The sequence below is a fragment of the Variovorax sp. V213 genome (genome assembly GCF_041154455.1).
Taxonomy (GTDB): Bacteria; Pseudomonadota; Gammaproteobacteria; order Burkholderiales; family Burkholderiaceae_C; genus Variovorax.
Genome location: NZ_AP028664.1, coordinates 3,219,925 through 3,241,559, shown reverse-complemented (window position 1 = coordinate 3,241,559; position 21,635 = coordinate 3,219,925). Strand labels below are relative to the sequence as shown.

General features: G+C 67.4%; 13 protein-coding genes. 8 read left to right on the top strand and 5 right to left on the bottom strand.

Translation table 11 applies throughout. The features are described from left to right. Window positions 1-191: 191 nt before the first annotated feature. The 5 genes from ACAM55_RS15375 to ACAM55_RS15355 form a co-directional block, all read right to left on the bottom strand. Window positions 192-1,538, bottom strand: coding sequence for an erythromycin esterase family protein (locus ACAM55_RS15375; protein WP_369652394.1), 1,347 nt, complete (start codon window positions 1,536-1,538; stop codon window positions 192-194). A gap of 12 nt (window positions 1,539-1,550) precedes the next feature. Beyond that, window positions 1,551-2,216, bottom strand: coding sequence for a phosphoribosyltransferase (locus tag ACAM55_RS15370; RefSeq protein WP_369652393.1), 666 nt, complete (start codon window positions 2,214-2,216; stop codon window positions 1,551-1,553). A 113-nt stretch (window positions 2,217-2,329) separates the two neighbouring features. Then, window positions 2,330-2,668 carry a hypothetical protein gene (locus ACAM55_RS15365; RefSeq protein ID WP_369652392.1) on the bottom strand — a complete coding sequence of 113 codons (339 nt, stop codon included), beginning with the start codon at window positions 2,666-2,668 and terminating at the stop codon, window positions 2,330-2,332. A 27-nt stretch (window positions 2,669-2,695) separates the two neighbouring features. Next, the gene (locus tag ACAM55_RS15360) at window positions 2,696-3,103 is read right to left on the bottom strand and encodes an Hsp20/alpha crystallin family protein (RefSeq protein WP_369652391.1); all 408 of its coding nucleotides are present in this window, start codon (window positions 3,101-3,103) and stop codon (window positions 2,696-2,698) included. Between the two features lie 41 nt (window positions 3,104-3,144). Then, window positions 3,145-3,582, bottom strand: a complete 438-nt coding sequence (locus ACAM55_RS15355; RefSeq protein ID WP_369652390.1) for an Hsp20/alpha crystallin family protein — start codon at window positions 3,580-3,582, stop codon at window positions 3,145-3,147. Window positions 3,583-3,884: 302 nt separating this feature from the next. On the opposite strand from ACAM55_RS15355, the gene ACAM55_RS15350 reads away from it, so the two are divergent. The 8 genes from ACAM55_RS15350 (at window position 3,885) to ACAM55_RS15315 (ending at window position 21,584) form a co-directional block, all read left to right on the top strand. Next, a complete protein-coding gene (locus ACAM55_RS15350; RefSeq protein WP_369652389.1) occupies window positions 3,885-4,211 on the top strand; it encodes a hypothetical protein in 327 nt (108 codons plus the stop codon). Window positions 4,212-4,411: 200 nt separating this feature from the next. Next, window positions 4,412-6,307 carry a 1,4-alpha-glucan branching protein GlgB gene (gene glgB, locus ACAM55_RS15345; RefSeq protein ID WP_369652388.1) on the top strand — a complete coding sequence of 632 codons (1,896 nt, stop codon included), beginning with the start codon at window positions 4,412-4,414 and terminating at the stop codon, window positions 6,305-6,307. Further along, the gene (locus ACAM55_RS15340; protein WP_369652387.1) at window positions 6,304-8,355 is read left to right on the top strand and encodes an alpha-1,4-glucan--maltose-1-phosphate maltosyltransferase; all 2,052 of its coding nucleotides are present in this window, start codon (window positions 6,304-6,306) and stop codon (window positions 8,353-8,355) included. Before glgB ends, ACAM55_RS15340 begins: the two co-directional genes overlap by 4 nt. 10 nt (window positions 8,356-8,365) lie before the next feature. After that, window positions 8,366-11,698, top strand: coding sequence for a maltose alpha-D-glucosyltransferase (gene treS, locus ACAM55_RS15335; protein WP_369652386.1), 3,333 nt, complete (start codon window positions 8,366-8,368; stop codon window positions 11,696-11,698). A gap of 76 nt (window positions 11,699-11,774) precedes the next feature. Continuing rightward, window positions 11,775-12,506, top strand: a complete 732-nt coding sequence (locus tag ACAM55_RS15330; RefSeq protein WP_369652385.1) for a hypothetical protein — start codon at window positions 11,775-11,777, stop codon at window positions 12,504-12,506. Window positions 12,507-12,533: 27 nt separating this feature from the next. After that, window positions 12,534-14,696 carry a glycogen debranching protein GlgX gene (gene glgX, locus ACAM55_RS15325; protein WP_369652384.1) on the top strand — a complete coding sequence of 721 codons (2,163 nt, stop codon included), beginning with the start codon at window positions 12,534-12,536 and terminating at the stop codon, window positions 14,694-14,696. Then, window positions 14,693-16,534: a malto-oligosyltrehalose trehalohydrolase gene (gene treZ, locus ACAM55_RS15320; RefSeq protein ID WP_369652383.1), complete on the top strand. Its 1,842-nt coding sequence runs from the start codon at window positions 14,693-14,695 to the stop codon at window positions 16,532-16,534. The genes glgX and treZ overlap by 4 nt, the downstream gene beginning before the upstream one ends. After that, on the top strand, window positions 16,527-21,584 hold the full coding sequence (locus tag ACAM55_RS15315; protein WP_369652382.1) for a malto-oligosyltrehalose synthase: 5,058 nt from the start codon (window positions 16,527-16,529) through the stop codon (window positions 21,582-21,584). The genes treZ and ACAM55_RS15315 overlap by 8 nt, the downstream gene beginning before the upstream one ends. The last annotated feature ends 51 nt before the right edge of the window (window positions 21,585-21,635 follow it).

Genomic DNA, 21,635 nt, shown 5'->3' with positions numbered 1-21,635 from the left:
GCACAATCCCCCACAGTTGGTGCGGTGCCGGATAGCCTCGAATCCCGTCGCGCTTGCGTAGGAAGATGCCCCGTTGCGAAGCAGGCCGACATCGAGGTCTTGGCCTTGACCATGACGTGCGCGAACGCCGTGATGCCGAGCGTCATCGAAACGCTTCGGAACAGTCCGCGCCGTTTTGCGGGAGGCAGCTGCTACTTGCCGGACGGATAGGTTTCCGGAACCTCGGTGTCCGGTGCAGGCGCGTCACGCTCCAGCGGCTCGACGGCCCTGGTCTGGTCGAAGTGCAGCAGTGCATCGAACTGCACCGGCAGGCGGGCGAAGAAATAGTGGCTCTGCCGTTCGGTCCCGGGGCGGTAGATGACGCCGATGGCGCGCTCGAGCCGCGGCGCCCGCAGCGCGAAGAAGTGGCTTCCTTCGCCGCGCAGGGGCAGCATGAAACGCTCGAAGCCGGTCTCGTGCATGAGGCCTTCGTAGCTGTCGGGCCGCGAGGGAAGGACCTGCTTGCATTCGGCGGCCGCACCCCAGTCCGAAGCCGCCATCACGCTGCCCGCGTGGGTGGTGAAACCCACCAGCACCGCGTCGCGGCCCTGCCGTTCGCGCACCAGCTGGCCCACGTTGAGTTCGCCGCGCCGTTCGCCCATCTCGGTGGCGCGCGCATCGCCCAGATGCGAGTTGTGCGCCCACACCACGATCTTCGGGCGCTCGCTGCTGCGCCACAGGTGGCGCTCGAGTTCGCCCAGCGTCTCGGCCATGTGCCGGTCGCGCAGGTTCCACGAAGACACGTCGTTCAGGTACATCGAGCGGTAGTAGGCCTCGGCGTTTCTCACCAGGCGTGCGTTCTGCTCGGCATTGAAGGCATCTTCTTCGCTGGCTGCACTGCCGCTGCGCCACGCGTTGGCCGAAGCGCGGCGCATCTCGAGCAGCATGTCGATGACTTCCTGCCGGCACGAGGGTGTGTTGCCGAGGCCGGCCATCAGCCCGTACACCTGTGCGCCATCGCCGAAGCGGTCGAAGCAGGCGTAGCGCTCGCGCGCGCTGCGTGCGGTCTGCGGATCGGTCCTGTCGAAGTAGGCGAGCACGGCCTCTATCGAGGCGTGCAGGCTGTAGAGGTCCAGCCCGTAGAAGCCGGTCTTCCCTTGCGCCGGGCCGGCCTCATTGAAGGCGCGCTGCCATTCGATGAAGCCCGCCACGTCTTCGTTCCGCCACATCCAGGTGGGAAAGCGCCGGAAGCCCGCCAGCGCATCGCGCGCCGTGGCGTCTTCGCCGTCGCCGCGGACGTACCGGTTGACGCGATAGGCGTCGGGCCAGTCGCCTTCGATCGCCACGGCGTTGAATCCCTTTTCGGCCAGGAGGCGGCGCGTGATGTCCGCGCGCGCCGCGTAGAACTCGTGCGTGCCGTGCGAGGCTTCGCCGAGCAGCACATAGTGCGCGTCGCCGATCAGGTCGAGCAGCGCGTCGTGGTCGCCCGCGGAGCCGTCCATCGGGCGCGCGGCAAGGCGCACTGCATCGGTTTCCTTGGATGGGGATGATGACTGCATTGTTCTTCGTCCTCAGGCAGAGGGCGGGCGGTGGCGGCTCGCGTTTTCAAGCAGGCGGCACACTTCTTCGTCGCTGGTCTGCGAGAAATCCAGGTACCAGCGGCCCACCCCCAGAAAGGGATCCGGCATTTCGGCGCACACCACCTCGTCGGCCTCGCCGCGCAGGAGCTCGCAGGCTTCGGGCGCCGCAACAGGCGCGGCCACCACGACGCGGGCCGGTGCCTGCCGGCGCGCCGCGCGAACCGCAACGCGCATGGTCGAGCCGGTGGCGAGCCCGTCGTCCACGAGAATCACGACGCGGCCGCGCAGATCGGGCGCGGGGCGCCCGCCGCGGTAGACGCGTTCGCGTCGTTCGAGCTCGTACTCTTCGCTGCGCACGACTTCCTCGACCGCCTCGGCGGAGATGCCGAGTTCGCGCACCAGCATGTCGTCGAGCAGCCGCTCGCCGCCGCTGGCAATGGCGCCCATGGCGAATTCAGGGTTCCAAGGCACGCCGAGCTTGCGCACCACGAGCACGCCAAGCGGCGCGCGGAGCGCCTTGGCAACCTCGTACGCCACCGGTGTCCCGCCCCGTGGCAAGGCAAGCACGGTCACGTCGGACCGGCCGGCCAGATTCACGAGCCGCTTGGCCAGCGCGCGGCCCGCGTACTTGCGATCGCGGAAAGATTCGAACGCCATGTCGATGTCCTTCCGCCCACGTTATTTTTGCCGGCGCACGGACGTTGTGGGGGCGATGCGCACATCTGCGTAGGCATGCGCTGCCACGCGAGGGCAGGGCGCGCGCCGGAACGTCAGGCGCCGGGCCGCCTGGGGTCCGACCGCGCGTACCGCCCGGCCTGCCATGCGTTGACGATCAATGCGCGCGCCTTCGGATGCTCCGGGTCGGTCACCACCCATTCGGGATACGCATGGGGAAGGCTGGCGGCGGTGACGCGTATCGCATCGAATTCAACGGGCGAAAGCGGCGCCGAGGCGCTGGCGCGGTGCGTCAGCGTCTTGCGCAGGCCGGCCTTCCAGGCATCCGGCAGGTGATCCACGGCGGGCAGGAGCGCCAGCGCGATGTGCGCGGCGCGCGGGCTCAAGGCTGCGGCGTCGGCGCGCAGGCGCGCCAGGCGTTCGGTTCCGCTCATCTTTCACCTCCGGAGCACATGCGCACCTCAGGACGCCTGGATCTCGATGCGCCGCGGCTGGGCATGCTGGGCCTTGGGAATGCGCAGCGTCAGCACACCCTGCTTGAGTTCCGCCGAGATGGCGGCCGTGTCCAGCTCCTTGCTCAGCGTGAACACGCGGCGGAAGCGGGCCAGGCCCACCTCGGTGTGGCTCGACTCGAGCCCCTCGGGCACCGACAGGTCGGACTCCGCCTCGATGGTGAGGGTGTCGGAAGCCACGTGCAGGCCGAGCTTGTCGCGCGAGACGCCGGGCAGGTCGGCGTAGAGCGTGATGCCGCCGCTGTCCTCGATCACGTCCACCGGGGGCGTCAGCGCGGCGTCGCTGTAGCGCGTGCTGTCTTCCTTGCGGGCGAGCTGCGCCCGTTCGGCAACGCGAGGCGATGTGTTGGTGTTCATGGTCGTCTCTCCTTTCACTTTTCCTTACGGCTCTTCACGCTTCACTGGACGGTAATGCGGCGCGGCTGCGACGAAGCGCGGCGCTGCACCGAGATGTGCAGTACGCCGTCGCGGTACTTGGCCGTCACCGCGTCGGGGTCGGCGTCGTCGGGCAGGGTCAGCACCCTGCGGAACGTGCCCTCGAAGCGTTCGTTGATGTGGATGGCCGCCTTCTCGTCATCTTGCGCAAGCGCGTTTTCGCGCTTTCCGGCGATGGTGAGGAGGCCGCGCTCCAGGTTGACTTCGAGGCTCGACGGATCGACGCCGGGTGCGAACGCATAGATCTCCACCGTTTGCGGCGTGCCGCCGATGTTCAAGGCCGGAAAGCCATTGCGGCCGAAGCCACGGATGGTCGGAGACAGATCGAAGGCCTGCTGCATCTCGCGTTGCAGGCGATCCATTTCGGCGAACATGTCGCGCGGGAACAGGGATCGGTACATGGCGAAAACCTCCATTCAAGACAAAGTTGAACGAAGCGCCGGAGGCGTCTCCAGCGCTTCCGATGAGCGAAATAGGCGCTGCCGGCGCTTTTTCAAGAGGTTTTTTTTGGCCCGACGCCACGGGCGGGCGCGCCGACATGGATTGCAGCAATTCTTACGCGCGTGCGCCCACGATTCGCGCCCCTCTCGAGGCGCGCAGGGCGCATCCTCCTGGATACGCGCGGAAAGCCATGCCGCCGGTTGAATGGGTCCGCGCTGAATTCGAGCCGCACTGCAAGCGCTCAAGAGATCAGGAGACAGCCATGGACTTTGAAGGGATTTACTGCTTTGACACGGCGACCGTCCGCTTTGCAATCTACCCCGATGGCCGCGGTGGCGCGCGGATCATCGCGCAGATTTCAGAGGAGACCCTGCACGATGTGTTCGGCACCAGGAATCTGGGCGACCGCCTGCTGGATACCTGCAAGACGCACTTCGACGCCCTGAGCGCTGCCGCGCTCCGGTGCCACCGGGCCAACCCGAAAGCGCCCATCAACCTGACCGTCGACGACTTCTCGCCGTGCGTCTCGCCAGGCTCTGCCAACGACAGCGAGCACGACGCCACGGCGGGGGCGCCGGTTGCCGTGTAAGTAAAAATGCCGCGTCTCGCGTGGGTGGTTTTTCAAAGCCAGGCCGCGTGATGGGCAACTCTCCGACACGGCAAGGAGGTTTCAGCCTTAACCGCTGAGCCCGGTTTTTTTGCAAATTGTGCGGTCAGGTCTTGTGAACGCCGAAAGCGTGCTCCTTTGGGCACCCGGTCCGCTGGCCTGCACGCAAGCAAGGAACACCGGTGCAAGTGAACCCGCCAATAAGACCAGAAGCACAAGACGCCTACCTGTTCCGCGAGGGAACCCATTCCCGCCTGTACGACCTCCTGGGGTGCCACCCGGGAAAGGCAGGCGGCGCGCAGTTCGCGGTCTGGGCGCCGAATGCCGAGTCGGTGGCGGTGGTGGGCGACTGGAACTACTGGTCGGGCGAAGCGGACCCGCTCTCGCCGGCGCCGGACGGCACGGGCATCTGGCAAGGCCATGTTCCTCAAGCGGCGCTCGGCCAAGCCTACAAGTACCGCATTCGATCCCGCCTGGGCGGCTACGTCGTCGACAAGGCCGACCCCTTCGCGTTCTGCAGCGAGCTGCCGCCCGCCACGGCCTCGCGCATCTGCGAACTTTCCTACGAATGGCAGGACCATGAATGGATGGCCACGCGCGGCGCGCGCAATGCGCTGGACGCGCCAACATCGGTCTACGAGGTGCACCTGGGTTCGTGGCGCCGCCGCGATGGCCAGTTCATGGGCTACCGCGAGATTGCCCACGAACTTGCGGCCTACGTGAAGCAGATGGGCTTCACGCATGTCGAACTCATGCCCGTGACCGAGCACCCGTTCTACGGCTCCTGGGGCTACCAGACCACCGGCTACTTTGCGCCCACCTCACGCTTCGGCTCGCCGCAGGACTTCATGTACCTGGTCGACCACCTGCACCAGAACGACATCGGCGTGCTGCTCGACTGGGTGCCTTCGCACTTTCCGACCGACGAGCACGGCCTCGCCTATTTCGACGGCACGCATCTCTACGAGCATGCCGATCCGCGCCAGGGCTTTCACCCGGAGTGGAATTCGAGCATCTTCAACTACGGGCGTTCGGAAGTGCGCAGCTTCCTCGTGTCGTCGGGACTGTTCTGGCTCGACCGATACCACCTGGACGGCCTGCGCGTCGATGCCGTCGCGTCGATGCTGTACCTGGACTATGCGCGCAACCACGGCGAATGGATTCCCAACCGCCACGGCGGCCGCGAGAACCTGGATGCGATCGATTTCCTGCGGACGCTGAACCGCGCCGTGTACCGCGAGCATCCCGACACGATCACCGTGGCCGAGGAGTCGACCGCATGGCCGCGCGTCTCGCGGCCGACCGACATGGACGGCCTGGGCTTCGGCGAGAAATGGAACATGGGCTGGATGCACGACGTGCTCGCCTACATGAAGGAAGAGCCCATCCATCGCAAGTACCACCACCACAAGATGACGTTCTCGCTGGTCTATGCGTTCCACGAGAACTTCGTGTTGCCCCTGTCGCACGACGAAGTGGTCCACGGCAAGGGCTCGCTGCTGGGCAAGATGCCCGGCGACCCCTGGCAGCAGTTCGCGAACCTGCGTGCGCTGTTCGGCTTCATGTGGGCCCACCCGGGCAAGAAGCTGCTGTTCATGGGCGGCGAGTTCGGGCAGCGGCGCGAGTGGACGCACGACGGCGAGCTCGAGTGGTGGGTGTGCGATCTCGAAGGGCATTCGGGCCTGCAGCGTCTGGTGGCGCAGCTCAACCGCGTATACCGCGGCGCGCCGGCGCTCTACCAGCAGGACTTCACCGCCTCGGGCTTCGAGTGGGTTGCGGCGGACGATGCCGAACGCAGCGTGTTCGCCTTCGTGCGCAAGGCGCGCGATGGCCATCCGCCGCTGCTGGTGGTCAGCAACATGACGCCGGTGCCGCGCACCAACTACCTGCTGGGCGTGCCGCAGGGCGGCTTCTGGCACGAACTCATCAACACCGACGCCGTGGAATTTGGCGGTTCGGGCTGGGGCAACCTGGGCGGCGTCGAGTCCGCGCCCGTGCGCTCGCATGGCCGCATGCAGTCGGTGTCCATGACCCTGCCGCCGCTTTCCACGCTGATCCTGGAACACCGGCCATCATGAAAAAAATGTTCGCAAACCCGCAGATGCCCACGGCTTCGAGAATGCCCGAAGTGCGCGACGGCAACCGGCGCGCGGTCATCGACGCCATCCTGCCATCGGTGGACAACGGCCGTTTCCCGGTCAAATGCGTGGTGGGAGAGTTGGTGCGCGTGAAGGCGCATTGCTTCACCGACGGCCACGACGTGCTGCGCGTGCAGCTGTGCTGGCGTCCGCACGACAAGGCCGAGTTCCGCGAAGTGCCGATGAAGCTGCTCGTCAACGACGTGTGGGAGGCCTCCTTCTCGCCGCCCGCGCTCGGGCGCTACTACTACACGGCGGTGGCGTGGGTCGATCCCTTCGAGTCGTGGCGCCACGAGATGACGCGCCGCGTCGAGGCCGACGACGTGCGCATTGCCTCGCAGGTGGGTGCGCTCGAGGTGGCCGCCGCCGCCGAGCGGGCCGAGGGCGCCGACCGGCAGGCGTTGGCACGCTGGGCCACCGAGCTCGATGCGGTGGCCGCACACCCGTCATCGGAGGTGTCGACCCTCAAGGCGCTGGCGCTCGACGAAGAGCTGGCCATGCTCGCGCGCCGCCACCCCGACCGGCGGCACGAGGTGCGATTTTCCGTAGAACTGCCGCTGGAGGCAGAGCGCGAGCGCGCGCGCTTCAGCACCTGGTACGAACTGTTCCCGCGCTCGGCAGGCACCACCCCGGGCGTGCACGGCACGTTCAGGGACGTGGAGGCCCGGCTCCCCGCCATCGCGGCCATGGGTTTCGACGTGCTCTACTTTCCGCCGATCCACCCCGTCGGCCGCGTGCAGCGCAAGGGGCCCAACAACGCGCTGGCCAGCGGGCCCGAGGACGTGGGGAGTCCCTGGGCCATCGGCGCGGCCGAAGGGGGGCACAAGGCGATCCTTCCGGCCCTTGGCACGGCGGAAGACTTTCGCCATCTCTATGCGCAGGCCGCGGCGCACGGGCTCGAAATTGCGCTCGACATCGCCTTTCAGTGCGCGCCCGACCATCCCTACGTGAAGGCGCATCCCGACTGGTTTCGATGGCGGCCCGACGGCAGCGTGCAGTACGCCGAGAACCCGCCCAAGAAGTACCAGGACATCTATCCCTTCAACTTCGAGAGCGAAGACTGGCGCGGCCTGTGGGCCGAGCTGCGCAGCGTCATCGAGCACTGGATCGGCGAGGGTGTGCGCATCTTCCGCGTCGACAACCCGCACACCAAGGCCTTTCCGTTCTGGGAATGGACCATCGGCGAAATCCGGCGCGAGCACCCGGAGGTGATCTTTCTCGCCGAGGCCTTCACGCGGCCCAAGGTGATGCACCGGCTGGCCAAGCTGGGCTTCTCGCAGTCGTACACGTACTTCACCTGGCGCAACACCAAGCAGGAGCTCATCGAATATTTCACCGAGCTTTCCACGTCGCCCGGCGTCGACTATTTCAGGCCCAACGTGTGGCCGAACACGCCCGACATCCTGCACGAGCAGCTGCAGGGCGGCGAGGCCTCGGTGTTCATGGCGCGGCTGGTGCTTGCCGCCACGCTGTCGGCCAACTACGGCATCTACGGCCCGGCCTACGAACTGCGCGAGCACCTGCCGCGCTCGCCCGGCAGCGAGGAATACCTCGACTCCGAAAAATACCAGCTGCGCCACTGGAACCACGACGACCCGGCCAGCCTGGCGCCATTCATCGCCCGCGTGAACCGTATCCGCCGCGAGAACCCGGCACTGCAACGGGACCGCGGCCTGCGCTTCCTGCCCATCGACAACGAGCAGCTGCTGGCATATGCCAAGACCTCGGAGGGCGGCGACAACGTGATCGTGACGGTGGTCAACCTCGATGCGTACAACGTGCAGTCGGGTTGGCTCGAGCTCGATCCGAAGAGCCTGGGCGTGGAACCTGCGCGAACCTTCCAGATGCACGACCTGCTGAGCGGCCAGAGGTTCAACTGGGAAGGCGGGCGGCACTTCGTCCGGCTCGACCCGCACAGCGTGCCCGCGCACATCTTCGTCGTCAGGCGGCGCCACGGCGACGAGCGCGACTTCGACTACTTCCTGTGAGGCCGCGCCAATGAACGCTCCTGTTTCCCACATTGCGCTTGAAACGGTCGAGATCGACATCAGCGACGATCCGCTGTGGTACCGCGACGCGGTGATCTACCAGCTCAACGTCAAGGCGTTCTTCGATTCGAACAACGACGGCATGGGTGACTTCAAGGGCGTGACGGCCAAGCTCGACTACGTGAAGGAACTGGGCGTCAACACCATCTGGCTGATGCCGTTCTATCCCTCGCCGCTGCGCGACGACGGCTACGACATCGCGGCCTATGAAGACGTGAACCCGCAGTACGGCACGCTCGATGACTTTCGCGAGATGCTCGACGCCGCGCATGAGCGCGGGCTGCGCGTGATCACCGAGCTGGTCATCAACCACACCTCGAGCGACCACCCGTGGTTCCAGGCCGCGCGCCGCGCGCCGCCCGGATCGCCCGAGCGCGACTTCTACGTGTGGAGCGACACCGACCAGATCTACCAGGGCACGCGCATCATCTTCACCGACACGGAGACCTCGAACTGGGCCTGGGATCCGGTGGCCAAGGCCTACTACTGGCACCGCTTCTTCAGCCACCAGCCGGACCTGAACTTCGACAACCCCGCCGTGCTGGAGGCCATCTTCAAGGTGATGCGCTTCTGGCTCGACATGGGGGTGGACGGCTTCCGCCTGGACGCCATTCCCTACCTGGTGGAGCGCGACGGCACCAGCAACGAGAACCTGCCCGAGACCCACGCGGTGATCAAGAAGGTGCGCGCCGCCATCGACGCGCAGTACAAGAACCGCTTCCTGCTGGCCGAAGCCAACATGTGGCCGGAGGACGTGCGCGAATACTTCGGCGACGGCGACGAGTGCCACATGGCGTATCACTTTCCGTTGATGCCGCGCATGTACATGGCCATTGCGCAGGAAGACCGGCACCCCATCGTCGAGATCATGCAGCAGACGCCGGACATTCCCGAGGGCTGCCAGTGGGCGATCTTCCTGCGCAACCACGACGAGCTCACGCTCGAGATGGTGACCAGCAAGGAGCGCGACTACATGTACACCATGTATGCCGCCGACATGCGCGCGCGCATCAACCTGGGCATTCGCCGGCGCCTGGCGCCGCTGATGGAAAACGACCTCGACCGCGTGAAGCTCATGAACGGCATGCTGCTGTCGATGCCCGGCTCGCCCATCATCTACTACGGCGACGAGATCGGCATGGGCGACAACGTGTTCGTGGGCGACCGCAACGGCGTGCGCACGCCGATGCAGTGGAGCCCCGACCGCAACGCCGGCTTCTCGCGCGCCGACCCACAGCGCCTGTACCTGCAGCCCATCATGGACCCGATGTTCGGCTACGAGGCGCTCAATGTGGAGGCGCAGGCGCGCGACAGCAGCTCGCTGCTCAACTGGACCAAGCGCATGCTGGCCGTGCGCAAGACCAGCCATGCCTTCGGCCGCGGCAAGCGGCGCTTCCTGAAGCCGGGCAATCGCAAGATTCTGGCCTACCTGAGCGAATATGGCGACGACATCATCCTGACGGTGTTCAACCTCTCGCGCGCCGCGCAGCCGGTGGAGCTCGATCTTTCGGCCTTCAAGGGCCGCGTGCCCATCGAGATGCTGGGCCGCGCGCCGTTTCCGCCCATCGGCGAACTGCCGTACCTGCTCACGCTGGCCTCGTACGGCTTCTACTGGTTCCGGCTCACGTCCGACGCCGAAATGCCCAGCTGGCACCAGGAGGGCGTGGCGCTCCAGGAATGGCCCACGCTGGTGCTGTTCGACGGCTGGACCAGCTTCTTCCGCGACCGCGTGATGCCGTGGCGCATCGGCATGTCGGAGCGCATGCGCAACCAGTTCGAGCTGGAGACGCTGCCGCGCCACATCGAGATCCAGCGCTGGTATGCATCCAAGGGCACCACCATCGAACGTGCGCGGCTGGCCGACCACGTCATCTGGGAAGTGGGGCCGCTGAGCTGGATGCTGCCCCTGCTCGAACTCGACGGGCCGCCCGGCGGGGCCACCTATTTCATGCCGCTGGCGCTGGCCTGGGAAGAGCGCGACGAAGAGCGCATGGCTGGCGTTGCGCAGGCGGCGCTCGCCAAGGTGCGGCAGCAGGCGCAGGTGGGGCTGATGGGCGACGCGTTCTACGACGAGGCCTTCTGCCGCGCGCTGTTGCAGGCGATCCGCAGCGGCATGGAACTGGAAACCGCGAACGGGCGGCTGCGCTTCCGCGCGACGGCCGCCTTTGCCGCGATCGACCCCGACATCGCCAACCTGCCGGTCGGCCGGCCGAGCGGCGTGAGCAGCAACACCGTGGTCACGGTGGACGAGACCCTGTTCCTCAAGGGCTACCGGCACTTGCGCGAAGGCCTCAACCCCGAACTGGAGATGGGCCGTTTCCTGACCGAGGTGGCAGGGTATCCGCACTGCGTGCCGGTGCTGGGCGCGCTCGAATACACCGGCAACGACGGCCGCACCATGACGCTGGCGATGGTGCAGTCGTACGTGTCGAACCAGGGCGACGGCTGGGACCACACGCTGGGCTACCTGGAACGCTTCCTGCGCGACTTCGCCACCACCAACGGCGCGCTGCCGGATCCGATCGCGGTGCACGGCGGCTTCCTGGCGCTCATGGCCACGCTGGGCCGGCGCACCGCCGAGCTGCACCAGGCGCTGGCGATGCGCACCGGTGCGGCGGCGTTCGATCCGGAGCCACTGCACGCCGACGACATCGTGCGCTATGCGGCCCAGGCCCGCGCCGACACCACGGCCACGCTGGCGCTGCTGCGCGAAAGGATGGACCAGCTGCCCGCGGCGGCGCAACCCGATGCAGAGGCCCTGCTTGCCATGGAAGACGCGCTGCAGGCCTGCGTCGATGCGCGCAAGCCGCAGGCGCAGGGCAGCATCAAGAGCCGTTACCACGGCGATTTCCACCTGGGCCAGGTGCTGCTGCGCGACAACGATTTTGTGATCATCGATTTCGAGGGCGAACCGGCCCGCGGTTTCGACGAACGCCGGGCCAAGGGCTCGCCGCTGCGCGACGTGGCCGGCATGCTGCGCTCGTTCAACTACGCGCGCTGGTCGGCCCTCAGGCGCGTGGCGCAAAGCGCCGAGGAGGCCGCTCACCTGGCACCGCCGGCCGCTGCCTGGGAGCAGGCCGCGCGCCAGGCCTTCATGGACGGCTACACGGAAGCGTCTGGCGCGGAGGGCGGCGCGGCGCGCATCGATACCGAACTGCTTGCGCTGTTCGAGCTCGAGAAGGCGCTGTACGAGCTTCGCTACGAGCTCAACAACCGCGCCGACTGGGCACAGGTGCCGTTGAACGGCGTGCTCGCGATTCTGCAAGGGGACCGGCCCGGTTGATGCTTGCACCGAATCCGCCGCTTTCGTCCGCCACAGCAACCGCCCTCGCAACCGCAATCACGCACCGGAGAGAAACATGGACAGATTTGGCATTCACCTGGAGCCGTTGAACGCAATGCTCTACCAGGTTGGAGCCTTCGTGCCCCGGCTGGCCATTGCGCTGGTCGTGGTGCTGGCCGGCTGGCTGATCGCCAAGACGGTGCGCTTTGCGGTGACCAAGGCGTTGCGCGCCATCAATTTCAACGTGCTGACCGAACGCGCGGGGCTGGACAACTTCCTGCGCCAGGGCGGATGGCCAGGCGACACCAGCAGCCTGTTCGGGGTGCTGGCCTATTGGCTGGTGATCCTGGCAGCGCTGCTGATAGCGTTCAACGGCCTGGGCCTGAGCTACATCGCCGACCTGCTCGGGCGCGTGGTGTGGTTCGTGCCGAATCTCTTCGTGGCCTTGCTGGTGCTCGCCTTCGGTTCGTATTTCGCGCGCTTCGTGGGAGAGGCGGTGTCGAGCTATTTTCGCGGCGCGCAGCTGCGCGATGCCGTGCTGCTGGGGCAGATCGCGCGCTATGCGGTCATGGCCTTCGTCATCCTGATTGCGCTCGACCAGGTCAAGGTGGGCGGCGACATCGTGCGCGAAAGCTTCCTGGTGGTGCTGGCCGGCGTGGTGTTTGCACTGGCCCTGGCTTTCGGCCTTGCGGGCAAGGACTGGGCCGCGGCGCAGATCGAACGCTGGTGGCCGCGCCTGCCGAAAGACGGCAGCCCCCGCAGCGGCGCTCCGAAGGGCAACCCGCCCGACGAGCGCCCGCCGCGCTGAAATTTCTTTTCTCCCGCATCCAATTTGATGACACGCAGCCAACGCAACTCGATCACGGCCGTCTGGCCGGGGCGCCCCTATCCGCGCGGCGCAAACTGGGATGGGGAGGGCGTGAACTTCGCGCTTTTTTCGCAGCACGCGCAGGGAGTGGACCTGTGCCTCTTCGACGAGAAGGGCCGCCATGAACTCCAGCGCATCCCGATCCGGGAGCGCACCGACGGCGTATGGCACTGCTACCTGCCCGAGGCACGGCCCGGGCAGGCCTACGGCTACCGCGTACACGGCCCCTACAAGCCGGAGGAGGGCCACCGCTTCAATCCGCACAAGCTGCTGGTCGACCCTTACGCCAAAGACTTGGTGGGCGAACTGCGCTGGGGCGACGCGCTCTACGGCTACACCGTGGGCAGCAAGCGCGAAGACCTGTCGTTCGACCGCCGCGACAGTGCGCCGCTGGTGCCCAAGGGCCGCGTGCTGGAGCCCGCCTTCACCTGGGGCGACGACCACCGGCCGTCGGTGCCCTGGCAGGACATGGTGATCTACGAGCTGCACGTGCGCGGCTTCACCATGCGCCACCCCGAGGTGCCGCCCGAGCTGCGCGGCACCTACGGCGGCCTGTGCTGCGCGCCGGTGGTCGACTACCTGAAGCGCCTGGGCGTCACCACCATCGAACTGCTTCCGGTGCACAGCTTCCTGAACGACCGGCACCTGGCCGAGAAGGGCCTGCAGAACTACTGGGGCTACAACTCGCTGGCCTACTTCGCCCCCGAGACGCGCTACAGCGCCTCGGGCAAGGTGAAGGAATTCAAGACCATGGTGAAGACGCTGCACTCGGCGGGCATCGAGGTGATCCTCGACGTGGTCTACAACCACACCTGCGAAGGCAACCAGCTCGGGCCCACGCTGTCGATGCGCGGCGTGGACAACGCCTCCTACTACATCGTCAATGCCGAGCGCCGCCGCTACTACGACGACTTCACGGGTTGCGGCAACACTGTCAATCTCGAGCATCCGCATGCGCTGCAGCTGGTGATGGATTCGCTGCGCTACTGGGCCGAGGAAATGCACGTCGACGGATTCCGCTTCGACCTGGCCTCGGCACTGGCGCGCGAAGCCGGCAAGGTCGAGAACCTGGGCGGCTTCTTCGATGCCATTCGCCAGGACCCGACGCTCAACCGCGTCAAGCTCATCGCCGAGCCCTGGGACCTGGGCCACGGCGGCTACCAGGTGGGCAACTTCCCGCTCGGATGGGCCGAGTGGAACGACCGCTACCGCGATGGCATGCGCGGCTTCTGGAAGGGCGATGCGGGCGTGATCGGCGAGGTCGGCAAGCGGATCTCCGGCTCCGAAGACCTGTACGGCTGGTCGGGCAAGCGGCCCAACGCGAGCATCAATTTCATCACCGCGCACGATGGCTTCACGCTCAACGACCTGGTCTCCTACAACGAGAAGCACAACGAAGCCAACGGCGAAGACAACCGCGATGGAAGCAGCCACAACATCTCGTGGAACTGCGGCACGGAAGGGCCGGCATCGGACCCCGAGATCGCGGGATTGCGCGAACGCCAGAAGCGCAACCTGCTGGCCACGCTGCTGCTGTCGCAGGGCGTGCCGATGCTGCTGGCGGGCGACGAACGCGGCCATACGCAGGGCGGCAACAACAACGCCTATTGCCAGGACAACGACATCAGCTGGATCGACTGGACGCCCACACCGGAGCGCCAGGCGCTGATCACCTTCGTGGAGCGCACCATCGCGCTGCGGCGCGCCCACCCTTCCTTCCGGCGGCGCAGTTTCTTTGCCGGCAAGCCTTCCGAAGCCGAGAGCGTGACCGACGTGGTCTGGCTCAAGCCTGACGGCGCCGAGATGCGCCCCGAGGACTGGAGCGATACCAACGCCCGGTGCATCGCGATGTACATGTCCGGCGGCGGCATCGCCGACCGCGGGCCGCGGGGCGAGTCGCAGCACGACGACGATTTTCTGGTGCTGTTCAACGCGCACCACGACGAGATTTCATTCACGCTGCCGGCCGCACGGTATGGCGCATGGCGGTTGCTGCTCGATACCGCCAGCGGCACGCCGCCACCTGCCACCGAGGACGTGGCCGCGCTCGCGCCCGCTTGGTCGGAGCCGGCCTATCCGCTGCAATGCCGCTCGCTCGTGGTGCTGAGCCGGCCGGACGTCAGGCCATGAGGCGCATTCACGAGATGCCCTTCGGTGCCACGGTGCACGGCGGGGGCGTCGATTTTGCGCTCTGGGCCCCCTCGGCCGGCAGCGTCGTGCTGCTGCATACGCCCGCCGACGGGCCCGCCGCATCGCACGCCATGCGGCGCAGCGCCGATGGCTGGCACCGCCTCACGCTCGCGGACGCGCGCCATGGCGACAGCTATGCCTACCAGCTGCCCGACGGCACCACCATGCCCGACCCGGCTTCGCGCTTCAATCCGCAAGATGTGCACAAGCCGGGCCAGGTGGTCGATCCGGGCCGCTTCGAATGGACCGACGCGGCGTGGCGCGGCCGCCCCTGGCACGAGGCCGTGGTGTACGAGCTGCACGTGGGCACCTTCACCGAAGAAGGCACTTTCCATGCCGCCCGCGAGCGGCTCGGCGAACTGGCGGAGCTCGGCATCACCGCCGTCGAACTCATGCCCCTCGCGGATTTTCCGGGTGCGCGCAACTGGGGCTACGACGGCGTGCTGCAGTTCGCCCCCGATGCCAGCTACGGGACGCCGGACGACCTCAAGGCGCTGGTCGGCACCGCGCATGCGCTGGGACTCATGGTGCTGGTCGACGTGGTCTACAACCACTTCGGGCCGGAGGGCAACTACCTGCATGCGTGCTGCCCCGAATTCTTCAACGCGGCGGAGCGCACGCCCTGGGGCTCCGCCATCAACTTCGACGGCCCCGGCTCGCGCACGGTGCGCGACTTCTTCATTCACAACGCGCTCTACTGGGTGGAAGAGTTCCACCTCGATGGCCTGCGCATGGATGCCATCCACGCCATTCGCGATACGTCTCCCAAACACATCGTGCAGGAGATCCGCGAGGCGCTGAACGCCGGTCCGGCGCGCCAAAGGCACGTGCACCTGGTACTCGAGAACGACGCCAACCAGGCCTCGATGCTCGCGCGCGACGGCAACGGCCAGCCCATTGCCGGCACCGCGCAGTGGAACGACGACCTTCACCATGCCGTGCACACGCTGGCCACCGGCGAGCGCGACGGCTACTACGCGGACTATGCCGACGACCCGCCGGCCGGCTTTGCGCGGGCACTGGCCGAGGGCTTCATCTACCAGGGTCAGCCGTCGGCATTTCGCGGCGGAGAGCGGCGGGGCGAACCCAGCACGCAGTTGCCGCCTGCCGCCTTCGTGTCTTACCTGCAGACCCACGACCAGGTGGGCAACCGCGCCTTCGGCGAGCGGATTCACGCACTGGGCGACCCGGTGCTGGTGCGCGCCGCGTTCGCCTGCCTGCTCTTGTCGCCGCACGTGCCCATGTTCTTCATGGGGGACGAGTTCGCGGCCTCCACGCCGTTCCTTTATTTTTGCGATTTTGGTCCTGAGCTTGCGTCGGCCGTGGCCGAAGGGCGCCGTGCGGAGTTCGGTGGCTTTGCGGCCTTTGCCGATGATGCGGCCCGCGCGCGCATTCCCGATCCCAATGCCAACGAGACCTTTCTTGCCTCGAAGCTGCGATGGCGCGAGCGCGGCTCGCAGCCGCATTTCGCGCGCCTGTGCGAGGTGCAGAAGCTGCTCGACCTGCGCCATCGCCTCTTGGTGCCGCACTTCGCGGGCGCACGCCGCGCGGGAAGCCATCGCTGCGAGGAGGGCGTCATTCGAGTCGAATGGGAGCTGGCGGGCCAGCGTCTTCATCTGATCGCCAACCTCGGCGGGCAGCAGGCCCTGCAAGCTGCGGTGCCGCCCGGGGCGGTGATCTACAGTGCGGGTGCCACATCCGACGCGACGGGCCTTCGGCTCGATCGCGGAGCGGTGCATGCGACGCTGGAGCAGACGGAGGGCAGCGCTGGTGGCTGATCCGGGTCATTGGTCCCACGACGCACTCGAGCGCCTGTGCCGGCACTACGGCATTTCGCCGACCTATGTCGATGCCTTTGGAACGCAGCGCCACGCCACGCCCGAGAGCCTGGCCGCGCTGCTGGCCGAGTTCGGCGTGGAAGCGGGTGCTGCCGAAACGGATGGCGCCGGCTCGTCGCCCGTGCCCGCCATGCCGCCGGTGCTGGTGGTGCAAGCGCATGCACCGCACTGGTCGCTGCAGCTGCCGCATCTCTCCGGCAGGCTCCACTGGCGGTTGAGCGACGAGGAGGGGCGTTCGCGCCAGGGCGAAGCCGACGCAGAGCCGTGGCCGCATGGCAGCTGCACGCTGCAGATGGCGGAACCGCTCGCGCCGGGCTATCACTGGCTGCACATCGACGGCCTGGTGGGCCGGACCATGGTCGTCGCTTCGCCCGGCCGCTGCTACCGGCCGCCCGCGGTGCGCGATGGCGGCCGCGTCTGGGGGCCGGCGGTGCAGCTGTACGCACTGCGCTCGCAGCGCAACTGGGGCATGGGCGATTTCGGCGACCTGGAGGCACTGATCGACGGCATGGCCGGGCAGGGTGCCGATGTGATCGGGCTGAACCCGCTGCATGCGCTGTTCCCGACCGATCCGCTGCGCGCCAGCCCCTACAGCCCGTCATCGCGGCAGTGGCTCAACGTGCTGTACATCGACGTGGAGGCGGTCGACGATTTCGCCCATTGCGAAGCCGCGCGCCGACGCGTGGAGTCGCCCGAGTTCCAGGGCCGGCTCGCGGCGCTGCGGGCTGCGCCGCTGGTCGACCACGCCGGCGTGGCGGCCGCAAAGTTCGAAGTGCTGGAGTTGCTGTTCGAGCACTTTCGCTCGCACCACCTGCCGCCGGCCGGTGCGCCCGACGAAAGAGGCATGGCATTTCTCGCCTTCGTCTCGGCGCAAGGCGAGCCGCTTCGCCGGCACGCGCTTTTCGAAGCGCTGCAGGCCCACTTTGCCGCCGCCGATCCGCAGTGCTGGGGCTGGCTTGCATGGCCCGAAGCCTACCGTGAAGCCGATTCGTCCGAAGTGCAGGCCTTCGAGGCGCAGCACGCCGATCGCCTGCAATACCACCAGTACCTGCAGTGGGTCGCTGACCGCCAGCTGGCACGGGCCGGCGAGCGCTGCGTGGCGCTTGGCATGGGCATCGGGCTCTACCTGGACCTGGCCGTCTCGGCGGACCGCGGCGGTTCGGACGCCTGGACTGCGCAGCATTGCTTTGCGGTCGGCGCCAGCATCGGCGCGCCGCCCGACGAGTTCAACCCCGCCGGGCAGAACTGGGGCCTGCCGCCGCTGCGTCCGGACCGCCTGCGTGCCCATCACTATGAGCCCTTCGTGCAGATGCTTCGCGCCAACATGCGGCATGCAGGCGCGCTGCGCATCGACCACGTGATGGGGCTGATGCGCCTGTTCTGGATTCCGCCGGGCCGCACCGCGCACGACGGTGCGTACGTGCGCTACCCCGTGGAGGAAATGCTGGCTATCGTGGCGGTCGAAAGCCACCGCCATTGCTGCATGGTGGTGGGGGAAGACCTGGGCACGGTGGAAGACGCGATGCGCGAAGCGCTCGCGCGCGCCGATGTGCTGTCGTATCGCCTGCTGTACTTCGAGAAGCAGCATGACGGCGGGTTCACGCCGCCCGAGACCTATCCGGCGGCCGCACTGGTCGCCATCAGTACGCACGATCTCGCCACGCTGGCAGGCTGGTGGTCGGGCCATGACCTTCGGCTGCGCCTGGCGCTCGGGCTCTTTCCCGACGCACGGCTGTTCGATGCGCAGCTGCTGAACCGCGCGCAGGAACGCATCCGCTTGCTGCTCGCCGTGCGCGAGGCGGGCCTGCTGTCGCAGGACGAGGCCGCGCAGGCCCTGGCACATGCCACGCCTTCGCCGCGGACCATGCAGGCCGTGCACGCCTACCTTGCCGCGGCGCCGTCGGCGCTGATGGTGTTCCAGCTCGAAGACGTGGCCGGCGAAGTGGAGCAGGCCAACATGCCCGGCACCACCGACACGCACCCCAACTGGTGTCGCAAGCTGGTATCGACCGTGCACGAACTTGCAGCGGGCGATGCCATGCGGGGCCTCACGGAACGCCTGCGCGCCGCTCGGCCGCGCCGCAGCGCGGGTGCGGAACCGGCGCCTGTGCTACTGCAGGCGCGCGTGCCGCGGGCCACCTACCGCCTTCAGTTCCACAAGGGCTTCGGTTTCGACGACGCGATTCGTGTGCTGCCTTACCTGGCGCAACTCGGGGTGAGCCACGTGTATTGCTCGCCGATCCAGCGGGCGCGCGCGGGCAGCACCCACGGCTACGACGTGGTGGCCCATGCGGAGATCAACCCGGAGCTGGGTGGCGCCGAAGGCTTTGCGCGCTTCGTCGAGGCGCTGCAGGCGAACGGGCTGGGGCAGCTGCTCGACATGGTGCCCAATCACATGGGCGTGCTCGGCGCCGACAACGCATGGTGGATGGACGTGCTGGAGAACGGACCGGCTTCGTTGTTCGCGCATCATTTCGACATCGACTGGCAGCCGCTCAACAAGGAGCTGGCCGGCAAGGTGCTGCTGCCGGTGCTTGGCGGCCACTACGGCGAGGTGCTTTCCAGCGGAGAGCTGGTGCTGCACTTCGAAGCCGCGCAGGGCAGCTTCGCGTTGCGCTATTTCGATCACCGGTTTCCGCTGGCGCCCGAGACCTATCCCGTGCTGCTGGCGCGCGCGCTGGCGCACCTGAAAGACCCGGCGCTCACCGCGCAACTGGCGAGCCTCTCGACCGCCTTCGGGCACTTGCCAGGCCGCCATGCGCAAACGCCTTCAGAATGCACCGAGCGCGTGCGCGACAAGGAACTGTTCAAGGCACGCCTCGCGCACCTGGCCGCAGCGCATCCGTCGCTGGCGCGCGCGGTGCTGGCGGCGGTGGCCGAGCTCAACCTGGCATCGGAGGAAGCGCGCGACGAGTTGCATCGGCTCATCGACCTGCAGGCCTACCGCCTCGCCTATTGGCGCGTGGCCGCCGACGAAATCAACTACCGGCGCTTCTTCGACATCAACGACCTGGCGGCCGTGCGCATGGAGCGCGAGGAGGTTTTCGAGGCCACGCAGTCCTTCGCGCTCGACCTGGCGGCGGCCGGCGTGGTGGACGGCTTGCGCATCGACCATCCCGATGGCCTGTACGACCCCGCGCGCTACTTCCGGCAACTGCAGGAAGGCTATGCGCGCCGCGCGGGCATCGTGCTGCCGGCCACCATGGGACTGGACGGCCGGCCGCCGCGCCCGCTGTACGTGGTCGCCGAGAAAATCGCCGCCTCGGAAGAAGAAGTGCCGGCGGAGTGGCACGTGCACGGAACCACCGGCTACCGCTTTGCCAACGTGGCCAACGGCGTGCTGGTCGACACCGCCGCGGCCGGCGCCTTGCGCAAGACCTGGCATGAGTTCACGGGCGAGACGCAAGACTTCGAAGCCGTGGCCCGGTCGAGCAAGCGCGAGGTCATTCGCAATGCGCTGTCGTCGGAACTGAACGTGCTCTCCACCGAGCTGCTCAGGATTGCGCGGGCCGACCGCAGCACGCGCGACTACACACTCAACGCATTGCGCCGCGCGCTCACGGGCGTGGCGGCATGCATGCCCGTGTACCGCACCTACATCGTCGACACGCCCTCCGCGCAGGACGCGCATTTCATCGACGCCGCCACCGAGGCCGCCGAGCATCAGAGCCGCGACGCCGACCGCTCCGTCTTCGCCTTTGTGCGCCGCTCATTGCGCGGCGAGGCTGCCGAGCATGCGACGCCCGCGCTGGCCGAACGCGTGCGGCGGTTCGCGATGCGCTTCCAGCAGTTCAGCGCGCCCGTGGCGGCCAAAGGCGTGGAGGACACCTCGTTCTACCGCTACTTTCCGCTCAGCTCGCTCAACGAAGTGGGCGGCGAGCCCGACCATTTCGGCTTCGACGTGCCCGAGTTTCATGTGCTCAGCGCCGACCGCGCGCTGCACTGGCCGCACACCATGCTCGCGACCTCGACGCACGACAACAAGCGCTCGGAAGACGTGCGCAACCGCATCGACGTGCTCTCCGAAATACCTGGCGAGTGGCGCGATGCGCTGGCGCGCTGGCATCCGCTCCGCCATGACGGGCGGGAAGCTGCTGCGCCTTCGCGCGCTGACGAATACCTGCTGTACCAGACCCTGCTCGGCACCTTGCCGTTCGGCGGCCTCGATGCGGCCGCAGTGCCCGCGTACGTCGCGCGCATCTGGCAGTACATGCAGAAAGCCGCGCGCGAAGCCAAGCTCCAGACGCGCTGGACCCAGCCCGATCCGCACTACGAAGCCGCGCTCGAAGACTTGGTGAAGAGAATTCTCTCGGACCGTTCAGCGGGTGCATGCCTTGCGGACATCCAGCGCCTGGCCGATCGCTTGTCGTGGTTTGGCGCATGGAACGGTTTGACCCTCACGCTGCTGAAGTACGCCTCGCCCGGCGTGCCCGATCTCTACCAAGGCAGCGAGCTTGTCGACCTCAGCCTCGTCGACCCCGACAATCGCCGGCCGGTGGACTACGAACTGCGCAGCCGGCGTCTCGACCAACTTCAAGCGATGGCCGGCGAGCCCGATCTCGCAGCGCGTGTGCAGGCGCTCGCCGCGGCGCCGCACGACGGCGGCGCGAAGCTGTGGTTCATCTGGCGGATGTTGTCGATGCGGCGCGAGGACGCGGAGCTCTTTCGCGAAGGCGGGTATGAAGGGCTGGCCGTCGAAGGGCCGTTGGCGCGGCATGTCGTGGCCTTTGCGCGAAGGCACGAAGGGCGGACGCTGCTGGTGATGGCAGGGCGGTTCTTTGCGGGCATTGCGCAGAGTGGGGCGGATGGCAACGTGCCGATGCTTCCCGATGCGAGCGCCTGGCGGGGGACCGGAGTGGTGCTGCCTGAGGGTCTCGAAGGCGCGGGACTGGAGAACATGCTGACCGGGGAGCCGTTGAGTGTCGACGGCAATGTCGTTGCGCTCGACGAGGCGTTTCGTCGGGGGCCTTGGGGTGCGTTCAAGGGCTGAATACCCGGTCTCTCTTGCCTCTCCCTATTTCAACGACTGCAATGGGCCGCA